Origin of the sequence: Clostridium sediminicola (assembly GCF_050402865.1) — a bacterium.
Taxonomy (GTDB): domain Bacteria; phylum Bacillota; class Clostridia; order Clostridiales; family Clostridiaceae; genus Clostridium_AF; species Clostridium_AF sediminicola.
On the sequence record NZ_BAABMF010000011.1, the window covers coordinates 81,531 to 94,959 of the forward strand.

10 protein-coding genes are annotated in these 13,429 nt (G+C 30.2%); 1 reads left to right on the plus strand and 9 read right to left on the minus strand.

Annotation, left to right across the window (positions count from 1 at the left end; genetic code table 11):
* Nucleotides 1–226: 226 nt before the first annotated feature.
* Nucleotides 227–859 (minus strand): redox-sensing transcriptional repressor Rex, encoded by a 633-nt coding sequence (locus tag ACQ3F0_RS16970; protein WP_428866544.1) that lies wholly within the window; start codon nt 857–859, stop codon nt 227–229.
* Between the two features lie 398 nt (nt 860–1,257).
* Here ACQ3F0_RS16970 and ACQ3F0_RS16975 point away from each other — a divergent pair, with 398 nt between their 5' ends.
* Complete coding sequence (locus tag ACQ3F0_RS16975) at nt 1,258–3,171, plus strand: ABC-F family ATP-binding cassette domain-containing protein (RefSeq protein WP_428866545.1); 1,914 nt, start codon at nt 1,258–1,260, stop codon at nt 3,169–3,171.
* A gap of 208 nt (nt 3,172–3,379) precedes the next feature.
* On the opposite strand, the gene thrC is transcribed toward ACQ3F0_RS16975, so the two are convergent.
* The 8 genes from thrC to ACQ3F0_RS17015 all read right to left on the minus strand — a co-directional run bounded on the left by thrC (nt 3,380) and on the right by ACQ3F0_RS17015 (nt 13,059).
* Nucleotides 3,380–4,873 (minus strand): threonine synthase, encoded by a 1,494-nt coding sequence (gene thrC / locus ACQ3F0_RS16980; RefSeq protein WP_428866546.1) that lies wholly within the window; start codon nt 4,871–4,873, stop codon nt 3,380–3,382.
* Between the two features lie 18 nt (nt 4,874–4,891).
* Nucleotides 4,892–6,181: a homoserine dehydrogenase gene (locus tag ACQ3F0_RS16985; protein ID WP_428866547.1), complete on the minus strand. Its 1,290-nt coding sequence runs from the start codon at nt 6,179–6,181 to the stop codon at nt 4,892–4,894.
* 194 nt (nt 6,182–6,375) lie between these two features.
* Nucleotides 6,376–8,121, minus strand: coding sequence for an NADH-dependent [FeFe] hydrogenase, group A6 (locus tag ACQ3F0_RS16990; protein ID WP_428866548.1), 1,746 nt, complete (start codon nt 8,119–8,121; stop codon nt 6,376–6,378).
* Nucleotides 8,122–8,138: 17 nt separating this feature from the next.
* A complete protein-coding gene (locus ACQ3F0_RS16995) occupies nt 8,139–9,932 on the minus strand; it encodes an NADH-ubiquinone oxidoreductase-F iron-sulfur binding region domain-containing protein (protein WP_428866549.1) in 1,794 nt (597 codons plus the stop codon).
* 16 nt (nt 9,933–9,948) lie between these two features.
* Nucleotides 9,949–10,353, minus strand: coding sequence for a (2Fe-2S) ferredoxin domain-containing protein (locus ACQ3F0_RS17000; RefSeq protein WP_428866550.1), 405 nt, complete (start codon nt 10,351–10,353; stop codon nt 9,949–9,951).
* Between the two features lie 14 nt (nt 10,354–10,367).
* Nucleotides 10,368–10,874, minus strand: coding sequence for an NADH-quinone oxidoreductase subunit NuoE (gene nuoE, locus ACQ3F0_RS17005; protein ID WP_487250443.1), 507 nt, complete (start codon nt 10,872–10,874; stop codon nt 10,368–10,370).
* A 269-nt stretch (nt 10,875–11,143) separates the two neighbouring features.
* Nucleotides 11,144–11,392 (minus strand): CPF_0552 family protein, encoded by a 249-nt coding sequence (locus tag ACQ3F0_RS17010; protein WP_428866551.1) that lies wholly within the window; start codon nt 11,390–11,392, stop codon nt 11,144–11,146.
* A 140-nt stretch (nt 11,393–11,532) separates the two neighbouring features.
* Complete coding sequence (locus ACQ3F0_RS17015; protein ID WP_428866552.1) at nt 11,533–13,059, minus strand: phosphohexomutase domain-containing protein; 1,527 nt, start codon at nt 13,057–13,059, stop codon at nt 11,533–11,535.
* Nucleotides 13,060–13,429: the final 370 nt, after the last annotated feature.

Genomic DNA, 13,429 nt, shown 5'->3' on the forward strand with positions numbered 1-13,429 from the left:
CCCCTTTAACAATAATGCTTGTACTACTTTTACACAGTATTTCCCTTTTACTCTGAGAAATCTATGTATATTCATTTAAGGAAAAATAAACAGATATACTTATATATTTAAGATATGCTAATATTTCGTATGTGTTCCAAAATATAAATCCAAGAAACAAAGATACCCTTGATTCTTGGATTTATATTCTTTCAAATAAATTTTTACATAACTTTTACAACTTAATTTATTTTTCTCCATTTAGTAAATACGTTAATGTAAGCAAACTTTCACTTAAGTGAACATTTTCAATAATTATGTCTTCACCAGCTTCTAAATCTATTGGTGCAAAATTCCACACACCTTTGACTCCATTTTCAACTAATGTGTCACATACATGCTGAGCCTTTTCATTTGGTACACAAATAACCCCTACATCGATTTTATTGGCTTTTAAGAACTCACCTAAGTTATCTATATCCAAAACCTCAACGTCTCTTATTTTAAGTCCTATAAGCTTAGGATTGATATCAAATATTGCTTCTAGCCTAAATCCTATCTTTTGAAATTGTGAATAATTGGCAATTGCTTGCCCAATATTACCTGCCCCTACAATAACAGTTTTATATTCATAATTCAAACCTAAAATAGCACTGATTTCTTTATATAGATCTGCTACATTATATCCATATCCTTGTTGTCCAAAATCACCAAAACAATTTAAATCTTGTCTTATTTGAGAAGCTGTAAATCCTATTTTTGTACTTAATTCTTTTGATGAAATTCTATCTACGTCATTTTTTAATAATTCAAATAAGTATCTATGGTATTTAGGTAATCTTCTTACAACTGCCATTGAAATATTCTTCTTCTTTTCCACTTAGTGCACTCCTTTTCTTTAATTTCAATATAAATAAACTCTTAAAATTTCTATTATTAAATATTTTAACTACATAGCTTATTTAGTATTTAAGTTTCTTATGTTATAATCTTTGAAGATATAGTAATATTATATCAGTTTACTATATTTACTCTAATTAAATATTTCATTTTTATATTATAATAATTAATAATAAAAAAGACAAGTATTTAGATTGTTTATCATTTAACATTCTTACTTAATTGTAATATATTTATGTATACAATTTCAATACTTCTTTTTATTTTGTATAAATTTACATTAATTTTAACAATTTCTATTTATCCAAAGGAATTAAGAATTATTATACTCAATTTTAATTAAAATCACAATGTAATATTTTTAGGTAGGTGAAAATAATGGTTGTTCTAAGTTGTAAAAACATAAAAAAAAGTTATGGCATTGACATAATATTAAGTAATATAACATTCAATATTAATGAAGGAGAGAATATTGGTTTTGTCGGTCCTAATGGGGCAGGAAAATCCACTTTATTCAAGATACTATGTAAAAAAATTGAAGCTGATAGTGGTGAAATTTATATTGATAAAAACAAGAAAATAGGCTACTTGTCTCAACATTTATCACTAGAAAGTGACAATACAATTTATGATGAAATCCTTCTTGTTTTTAATGAGCTTATTGATCTTGAAAATAAAGTGGCTGAATTAGAAATTGAATTAAACAAACCTTATGATATAAATAATAGAGATTATCACGACAAAGTTATAAAATCATACACTGAACTATCAGAATTATATGTAACAAGAGGTGGATACACCTATAAAGGTGAAATAAATAAAGTTTTGAAAGGTCTTGGTTTTTCAGAAGGTGATTATACTAAAAAAATAAATATTCTAAGCGGTGGTCAAAAAACTAGAGTTGCTCTTTGTAAATTGTTACTTTCTAATCCGGAAATATTATTATTAGATGAACCAACTAACCATTTAGATTTAGAAGCAATTGAATGGCTTGAAGAATATTTAACAAACTATAAAGGCACCATAATAGTAATTTCCCACGATAGATTTTTCTTAGATAGTATTACAGATAAAACTATTGAAATTCAGAATGGGGAAATAGAAATGTATAATGGAAATTATACAAAATTTATAGATTTAAAAAAGAAAAGATTAGAAGAAAAGCAAAAAGCTTACTCTTTACAACAAAATGAAATAAAAAGACAAGAAGAAATTATTGATAAATATAAATCATTTAATAGAGAAAAAAGTATTCGTGCTGCACGAAGTAGACAAAAATCACTTGATAAAATTGAAAGAATCAAGGAACCACCAAAAGAACATAAAATTCATCGAATTACTTTTGATGCTGATATTAAGAGTGGAAATGATGTTCTTCATGCAGAAAATCTAAAAAAGCAATATGGAGAAAAACTTCTCTTTGAAAATGTTTTTTTAGATATAAACTCTGGTGAAAAAACTGCTCTTATAGGTGAAAATGGACGTGGAAAAACAACTCTGTTCAAAATAATTATGAATAAACTTTCTCCAGATGATGGATTTATTTCGTTAGGTAAAAATGTAATTATAGGTTATTATGATCAAGAGCAATCAGATTTACATTTTGAAAAAACTATCATAGACGAAGTTTGGGATGCTTATCCTCATATGACTACAACAGAATTAAGAAATGCATTAGCAGCCTTTTTATATAGAGGCGACGATGTATTCAAAGAAATTTCAAATCTAAGCGGTGGTGAGAAGTGTAGAATAAACTTATTGAAATTAATGCTCTCAAAGTCAAATTTTCTTCTTTTAGACGAACCTACCAATCATTTGGATGTTATGTCAAGAGAAGCTCTTGAAGATGCTTTAATGAGTTATGATGGAACTATTCTTGTTATTTCTCATGATAGATATTTTTTAAATAAAGTAGTAACAAAGATACATGAACTTACTTGTTCAGAAATTAAAACTTATTTAGGCAATTATAGCTACTTTATAGAAAAAAAGAAAAATCCAAATAGATTTATAGATGAAGAAAATTATACTGGTAAAACCAAGACTCAAATTAAAAATGAAAAGAAAAAACTAAAAGAAGAGAAAAAACTTCAGAAACAAAAGGAATTAGAAGTAAAAAGATTAGAAGAGTCAATTGCAAATCTTGAAATGGAAATTGAAGAACTGCAAAATAAACTTTGTTTAGAAGAAGTTTACTCAAGTCCTGAAAAAAGTGAAGGTATAAACAAAAAAATTAAGCTTAAAGAAGATAATTTAAGTGGATTATATGAAGAATGGGAAAACAGCATGTGATTCAATTTTATTATAAATTGCGAACTTTTCATTCAATATCAACATTCTTTTAAAATATAGCCAAACTTTAAAAGGGTATTATCCTCAGATAATACCTTTTTTTGTTATAGATAAACCACTTCAACTATAAATCTATACACGTCCATAACTCATTAAAACCTGAGATTTTGTACATGTATAGATTAAGTTTACGTATGATTTTTCTTTATTACTTCAGTTTCAAAATGTCTTTTACTTCCTCATCAATTTTTGTCTTTTCACAAATCCTTTTATGAACAATTTCTCTCTTCTCAATATCTTTTATACCATCTGGAATAGTTATTGAAGTTAATTTTTCCATTTCTCTTACTAATTCAAAATCGTCCACACCTATATATTTTTCATCTAAGGCATTCATAACTGATACTGTAAATTTATAAGGACTAGCTGTAGATATTATAACTGATTTATTTTTATCGTTTGATTTATTTTTATAATCTTTATATACAGCATAAGCAACAGCAGTATGTGTATCCATCAAATAACCTTCATTATCATAAACATCTTTTATTGATTCTAGAGTATTTTTCTCATTTGAATATCCGCCAATAAAATCAGCAATATTTTTTTTCATATCATCAGATATATTATAAGCACCTTTATCCTTTAGATCCTTCATTAGTTTATTTACAGTTTCACAATTTTCTCCGCTTACAAAATAAAGTAATCTTTCAAGGTTACTAGATATTAATATATCCATAGATGGTGAATTGGTTATATGAAATTCTCTTTCTTTATCGTACGTTCCTGTTGTTATGAAATCATATAATACTTTATTGTCATTAGATGCACATATTAACTTATCTATTGGTGTTCCCATTTGTTTAGCATAATATGCCGCTAAAATGTTACCAAAATTACCTGTAGGAACTACAACATTAATTTTTTCATCCTTTTCAATTTCTCCTTTTTTAAGAAGAAGAGCATATGTGTATACATAATAGGCAACTTGTGGAATCAACCTTCCGATATTAATGGAGTTTGCTGAAGAGAAAACATAACCATTATCATTAAGTAATTTATTAAATTCGTTACTAGTAAATATATTTTTAACTGCACTCTGGGCATCATCGAAGTTTCCTTTTATTCCAACTACAGTTGTATTTTCTCCTTTATGAGTCACCATCTGCATTCTTTGAACTTCACTAACTCCTTCTTGAGGGAAGAAAACTATTATTTTAGTTCCTTCAACATCAGAAAATCCTTCTAATGCCGCTTTTCCTGTATCTCCAGAAGTAGCAGTTAATATAACTATTTCTTTATCTGTTTTCTGTTTTTTAGCAGAAGTTGTCATTAGATGAGGTAATATTGACAAAGCCATATCCTTGAACGCTAACGTTGGTCCATGATATAATTCTAAGAAATATTCATCCCCAACTTTCTCAAGTGGTGCAATTGCCTCTGTATCAAATTTTTCATTATAAGCATTATCTATGCAATTTCTTAGCTCATCTTCAGTAAAATCAGTTAAAAACTTACTCATAACTTCAAAAGCAACTTCTCTATAATTCATATTTGAAATCTCTTCAAAATTCTTAACCAACTTTGGTATTTCATTAGGTACGAATAAGCCTCCATCTTTTGCTATTCCTTTTAAAATTGCTTCAGATGCGCAAACACTTTCTTCTCCACCTCTAGTACTTTTATATAATATATTATTCATTAATCTGCACATCCTTTTTTATAGCTTTTCAACTCTTATAATATTATTTACTTCTTCAACAAAAGAAAGTTTCTTTATCTCTTCCATTGATTTATTGATGTTACCTTCTAAAGTTTTATGAGTAACAAAGAACAATGCAACATTTTCAGTTCCTTGACCTCTTTGAATCATTGATGAAATACTCACATCGCTTTCCCCTAATATTGTAGATATTTGGCCTAATACACCTGGAATATCTTTAACTGTCAATCTGATGTAGTATTCAGTTTCTGTTTCATCCATACTCTTTAATTCTAAAGTCTCGTTTATTTTGCTCGCTACAGGCGTAGTGTAGTTATCTATATCTTTTCTAAGAATTGAAATTATATCCGCAACTACAGAACTACCTGTAGGTAAATCTCCGGCCCCTCTACCATACATCATTAAATCACCAATAGCATTTCCTTTTAAGAAAATTGCATTAAATGAGTCATTAACGTTTGCTAAGGGATGTCTTTCTGAAATCATAGCTGGATGAACTCTTATTTCTAATCCGCCATCACTCACTTTTGAAATCGCAAGTAATTTAATTACATACCCAAATTTCTTTGCATATTTTATATCAATAGGCTTTATTTGTCTAATACCTTCTCTATATATCTTTTCAACATCATAGTTTGCACCAACTGCAAGAGAAGTTAGGATTCTGATTTTATATAAAGCATCATATCCATCTACATCTGCAGTAGGATCTGCTTCTGCATAACCTTTTTCTTGAGCTTCTTTTAGTGCAGTTTCAAAATCACAACTTTCATAAGTCATCTTAGTTAACATATAATTCGTTGTTCCATTTATTATTCCGACAATTTCTTCTATCTTATTAGCAGTTAATGCTTCATTTAATCCATTTATTATTGGAATTCCACCAGCCACACTTGCTTCATAATAAAGCATAACTCCATTCTTTTTAGCCTCTTCTATTAGTTCGTCACCCACTGTTGCTATTGCAAATTTATTCGCAGTGATAACGTGCTTTTTACTTTTGATAGCTCTCATCATGTAATCTCTTGCTGGATCTATTCCACCCATAACTTCAACAATTATTCTAATGCTATCATCATTAAAAACTTCTTCAGGATCTGTAGTTAAAAGTTCCTCTGGTACGTCAAATCCCCTATTCTTGCTCTTATCTCTTACTAAAATTTTTGCAACTTCAATATCATAGCCGCTTCTTTCTGATACCTCTTCTCTGTTGGTATCAAGTATTTTCCATACTCCTCTGCCGACATTTCCAAGTCCCAATAAAGCAATTCTCACCTTTTTTCTCATAATCCCATGCCCCTTTTCTTTAAAATAATTATAAATCCAAAATAATACATAAAACTGGTTAATTCAATAACATTCATTTATATGAATAATTATAACAAAATAAATTATTATTATTATACTGTTAATCCAATAAAAAATAAAGACCTTTACAATAATTTGAGAAAATAAGAGGTCTCCCCCGAAAGGGACACCTCTTATTTTTTATTAAATAAGCCTCTATCAACATAATGAGTATGCAATAACTCATGTGCTTTATGAGAATTTGGTTTTTCTAAATATTCTTCATAGATTGCTTTAATATGAGGATTTTCATGAGATTTTCTGTATTGTTTAGCTTCATCTTCATCGTAAGTAGCTTTAGCTCTCAACTTACTTACCTCACTATTTTCTATCATTTTTGGATTTACTATAGGCTGGCCTCCACCAGTTACACAACCACCAGGACATGCCATTACCTCTATGAAGTGATATTCCTTCTCTCCACTTCTTATCATATCCATAACCTTTCTAGCATTTCCAAGCCCTGATATAACAGCAGTGTTTATTTTAGCTCCATTTGGAAGTTCAATAGTATTTTCTTTAACTCCTTCAACTCCGCGGACTGCATTAAACTCTAACTTATCAAGTTTTTCCTTCCCTGTTAGTTCAAAAACTGTCCTTAAAGCAGCTTCTGCAACTCCACCTGTTACACCAAAAATTACAGCAGCTCCAGTTGATTCCCCTAAAGGATTATCAAAATCATCTTCTGGTAACTTAACGAAATCTACTGCTGATTCTTTAATCATCTGAGCTAACTCTCTTGTTGTAAGAACTATATCAACATCCTGCATGCTAGCATTTGATAATTCTTCTCTTCTATTCTCAAACTTTTTAGCAACACAAGGCATAATAGAAACAACAACAATATCCTTTGGATCAATATCATTCTTTTGCGCAAAATAAGATTTTATAAGTGCCCCTTCCATCTCATGAGGGGATTTACAAGTAGACAAATTATCTAAGAAATCCGGGAAATTATGCTCAGCAAATTTTATCCATCCAGGACAACAAGAAGTCATTAATGGTAAAGTACCATTATTGCTTATTCTTGATAATAATTCCGTTCCTTCTTCCATAATAGTTAAATCAGCAGCAAAATCAGTATCAAAAACTTTGTCAAATCCCATTCTTCTCAAAGCTGTTACCATTTTACCTGTAACTCTTGTACCAATTGGCATTCCAAATTCTTCTCCTAGAGCAACTCTAACTGCAGGAGCTGTTTGAACTACTACATATTTGTTTTCATCAATAATAGCATCCCAAGTATCTCTAATACTATCTTTTTCATGAAGCGCACCTGTAGGACATGCATTTATACATTGACCACAATTAATACAAATACTTTCTCCTAAAGGTCTATCATAAGCAGAAGCTACCTTTGTATCAAACCCTCTACCAGAGAAATTTATTGCACCTACTGTTTGAACTTCATTACAAGCAGCAATACATCTTCCACATAAAACACATTTTTCTGGATCTCTTACCACAGACATTGAAGAAACATCTAGTGCGCAAGCCGAAAAATCACCTTCGTATTCTATTTCTCTAATATTTAAATCTTCAGCTAACTGTTGAAGTTCACAACTACCATTTCTTGTACAGATAGTACAATCTCTATTATGATTAGATAATAATAATTCTACCACTGTTTTTCTTGCTTCTCTAACTTTAGCTGTATTTGTTTTAATTTCCAACCCTTCACTTACTTTTAATGTACAAGAAGGAAGTAGTTTTGGTCCCGCTTCAACAAGACATACTCTACAGCTTGATACTTCATTAATTTCTTTTAAAAAACATAAAGTTGGAATATCAATTCCATTAGCTTTAGCTACCTGCAAAACCGTACTTCCTTTTGGTGCTTCTACCTTTATACCATCTATTATCATATTAACAGTATCCATTGTATCACCCCTTCTCACTATCTAGTAATTATTGCATCAAATGGACATACTTCTACGCAGAAACCACATTTACTACATTTATCCGGATCTATAATATGTAGTTCCCCAACTTTTCCACTGATAGCACCCACATTACAATTTCTAACACACATTCCACATTTCTTACATTTATCTTCAAGAATTACATATTCAAATAATGGTTTACATACTTTTGCTGGACATTTCTTTTCATTAACATGTGCTTCATACTCATCTATAAAATATCTCATTGTAGATAAAATAGGATTAGGCGCTGTCTGCCCAAGTCCGCAAAGAGCTGTCAATTTTATTTGTTTTGATAGTCTTTCTAACTTTTTAATATCTTTTGGCTCTCCCTTACCATTTGTTATCTTTTCAAGCAATTCAAGTAGTCTCTTTGTACCTATTCTACATGAAGTACATTTACCGCAAGACTCATCTCTGGTAAAATCAAGGAAGAATCTAGCAACATCAACCATACAGTTGTCTTCATCCATTACTATCATACCACCTGAACCCATCATAGAACCTAATTCTATTAATGTATCATATTCTATAGGTACATCAATGTGAGCAGCTGGAATACAACCACCTGAAGGACCTCCTGTTTGAACGGCTTTGAATTCCTTACCATTTGGAATTCCGCCACCTACATCAAAAATTACATCTTTTAAATGCATACCCATTGGAATTTCTACTAATCCTGCATTTCTTATTTTTCCTCCAAGGGCAAATACTTTTGTTCCCGGACTCTTTTCAGTACCTATACTTCTAAACCACTTTGCACCATTTAATATAATAGGACAAATATTCATTAGTGTTTCAACATTGTTTATACAAGTAGGTTTTTTCCATAAACCACTAACTGAAGGGAATGGTGGTTTTGTAACAGGCATTCCTCTTTTACCTTCTATAGATTGCATAAGAGCTGTTTCTTCACCACAAACAAAAGCTCCTGCACCTAATCTTATTTCTATATCAAAATTAAAGTCTGTTCCAAATATTTTATCCCCAAGTACACCATACTCTTTCGCTTTATCAATTGCTACTTGGAGTCTCTCAACAGCTAATGGATACTCAACTCTAACATAGATAAAACCCTTATCAGCCCCAATTGCATATCCTGCTATAGCCATAGCTTCAAGTACTGAATGAGGATCTCCTTCTAAAGCTGAACGGTCCATAAATGCGCCAGGGTCACCTTCATCGGCATTACAAATAATATATTTTTGATCACTAACTTGCTCAGCAGTAAAGCCCCATTTTAGTCCAGTAGAGAATCCTCCACCACCTCGACCACGTAAACCGGAATCTTTGATAACATTTACAACATCTTCTGGTTTCATTTCTGTAAGAGCATTTGCTAAAGCTTTATAACCATCTACAGCTATATATTCTTCAATATTTTCTGGATCAATAATTCCGCAATTTCTTAGAGTAATTCTTTGTTGCTTTTTAAATATATTGAGATCATTAATTGATTTTACTCTATGACTTTTACCATCATTTTTATATAACAATCTTTGAAGTGGTTTTTCCTTAATAATGTGCTCTTCTATTAATTCTCTAACATCTTTTGTTGTAACATGTCCATAAACTGTACCTTCTGGATAAATAATAACTATAGGTGCACTTTCACATAACCCTATACATGATATATCTAAAACTTCTACTTCATTCTCTAATTTTAATTGTCTTAACTGTTGTTTAAAAACCTTAGAAAGTTTCTTTGAGTCCGCAGTACTATTAGAGCCACAATTACTTACTAAAATTTGCGAAGTATAAAATTCCATACAAACACCCCTCCCCTTACTCTATTATAGAATAGTCATTTAATATAGTATTACCAGCAACATGAATTGAACAGCTATCAACTATTTTACCTTTCATGATGTGGTCTCTTATAACCATTCTTGCTTTGTGAGGAGTCATATTTACATAAGTAACTTTCTCTTCACCAGGTCTAAGCACTTCAACAATAGGTTCCAATTTACATACACCTATACATCCAGTTTTAACCAAAACAACATTCTCCAATTCCATAGCATCTATCTTTTGTTTCATAGCGTCATAAACAGGTTGTGCCCCTGCTGCAATCCCACATGTAGCCATTCCTACAACTATTCTAGTAGTTTCTCTATCTCTATTTTGATTTACTCTATCTAAATTTTCTTTTTTAATATTCTCTAAATCTACAATAGTTAGCTTTTTCAAAATATCACCCCCGACTATTTATATTCCTCTAAGATTCTTATAACATCATTTGGATGTAATCCACCATAGACTTTATCATCAACCATTATTACAGGTGCCAATCCACATGAACCTATGCATCTAGCTGCTTCTAAAGTGAATTTCCCATCTTCAGTTGTTTTACCAACCTCAACTTTTAATTCATGAGAGAATTTATCAAGAATATTTTGAGCTCCTTTTACATAACACGCTGTACCTAAACACACCTTAATTTGATGTTTACCTTTAGGCTCCAATGAGAACTGACTATAGAATGTAGCAACACCATAAATTTCAGCCAACGGTATTTTTAATTCTTCTGATACTACTTCTAATGCTTCTTCGTTAAGGTATCCATACATCTTTTGAACTTCATGCATTACTGGAATCAATGCTCCCTTAACATTTTTAAATTTTTGCACCATTTCCCTAGTTTTGATAATTCTGTCATCTCTGTCATCTTTCTTGTTTGAGCAACAACATTTTCCTGTCAAAATAATCACCCCTTAATAGTTTGTTATTTAACTAACACTCTTAATTAAAAAAATATAATTAATTTGTGGATTTGATAGTATTTTTTGGATTTATTTACAGATAATAATTATTACTAGATTCTTTTTATTTCTTAATATTCTGATTTATTGAAAAGATTCAAATTTTCTGACATTACAATAATTAATATACCACAAATTTATCAAAATTTCCATCGTTAAAATAACTTTTATGTAAAAAAAAAGCAGGTAGTTTGTTATACTTCTACCTACTTTTGTTATTAAATTATCATAGTCTTTACAGAAACACCTTCAATTTTAGTTAATTCCTCTTTTAACTCCATCACTTCACTATTCTTTGAACATAGTTCTAACAATATCAGTCCTTTTCTAGAACAATTATCTTCTTCAAGGTTATGTAACCCTAATCTTGTTTTTATAATGCATCCCTTTTTCGTAAGAATTTCTTGAACTTTAGGAGCATATTCATTCCTTGGGTTAATAGAAACTGCCATAATAGTTATATCCATTATCCACCTCCAATAATACTATATTAGTAGGTATGTTTATAAATAATGTTGATACAACTTCTAGATACATTGCAATCAACAACAATAAAAAAACAGCACCTGCAAGCATATTATTTGCAATTAGCACTGTTTTTAATCCACTATTTTGAAAAACAACTCAAATCTAATAAATCATATCTATTTAAAAACTTTTCTAAGCTTTTAGCTGCAATTTCAACTCCACCTTCAGAGTATGATTCAATATTTATCGGAATTACAGGATCATGTAATGACATTCTAACCAAAAACCATCCATCTCCATTTTCTTTATCCAAATCTATTCTGACACCTTCAAAGTTATTTGGAACTATAGACCATCCTTTTTTTTGCTTGGCAAATTTCGTTAAATCTTCAAGTACCCCACTTCCATAATTCCCAAATTCTTCAGTGTTTATTTTAACTCTGTACTCATTAGATACTAATGGAGTTTCTAATGCTGAAATTAGTTCCGTTATATTTTTATTCTTCTCTAATTTCATCTTCGCTAATTTTATTAAAATTTTAGCAGTAAGATAAGCTCCATCATCTAAAAAGTAATTTTCTTTAATTGCTGCATGACCAGAAGTCTCTATAGCTAAATGAGATTCAGTACCCTCATTATTCAACCTAATAGCCTCGTTAATAACATTTTTATATCCTCTTTTAAATCGATGATGAACACCTTTAAGGTCATTTTCTATGAATTTTTTTAATCCGTTTGAAGTAACAGAATCTGTAACAATAGTTGAATTAGGATGCTCTTCTAGTATTATTGCAGAAATTAAAGCTATTAAACTATTCCTATTAATAGCATTACCATTGCCATCCACAACAGCAGCTCTATCTACATCTGTATCAAAAATTATCCCAAAATCAGCTTTATTGGATTTTACAGCCTCTTGGATTGATTCCATAGCTTCTTTTACTTCTGGATTTGGTATATGATTTGGAAATCTTCCATCTGGGTTTAAAAATTGACTACCAGTTATATCTGCTCCTAATGGTTCTAAGACTTTTGATGCAAAAAATCCACCTGCTCCATTACCTGCATCTACAATTATTTTTAGTCCTTCTAAAGGCTTTTCCCAATTATTTTTTGAATTTACTTCTTTTCTAATTTTTTTTACAAATATATCTGAGTAAACTGATATAAAATCAATTTCTTGAGACTCAATATTTCTCTCTTCATATGTATAGTTATATTCTTCAGCAATAGTCAGAATTTCTTTTATGTCTACTTTCTCAAGACCGCCTTCTTTTGTGAAAAACTTCAATCCATTTCTATTAAAAGGTAGGTGACTTGCAGTAATCATTATAGCACCATCAAAATTATATCCATCAACAACCGTTGTCATAAACATAGCTGGTGTTGAAGCTAATCCACAATCAAAAACAACACTTTCTTCTGAACTCAAACCTTTTATTAAAGCCTTCTTTAATTCTGGGCCTGATAATCTAGAATCATTTCCAACGGCAATTTTAATGTCTTTTGCACTCTTTCCAATTTTATTTGATAACCAAACCATAAATGAGTACCCTATTTTTTCAACTACTTCTCCAGTTAAATTAACATTTTCCCCATGTACACCTTCTAAAGCTACCCCTCTTATGTCTGTTCCATTTTGTAACTTACTCCATTTTATATCCAAAAGTTCCACCCCTTAAAATAAGTTTTTGTTTTAATCTTTTGTTGATTTTAAAGAACACAATAACTATAAATTGCGAAGAAAAGCGCTTCACAATTTATAGTTAAGAGTGAAGAGTTAAAAGTTAAGAGTTGTGGACACCTTTCGCAAGCGAAAGCTTTTAATTATATAAAAAAATTAAATACCTTCCTTTTTCATTAGCAAAAGATCCTTAGTCACGTTAGCGAAGCTAACAAAGGCTTAGTTAAAGATTTTCTACAAGAAAATCAACCTTAACTCTTCACTCTTAACTTTTAACTCTTAACTAATCTGTTTGGCATTTTATTTTACCTACCTGCTCACTACTACCTAACAAAACTGGTTTAAAACATAA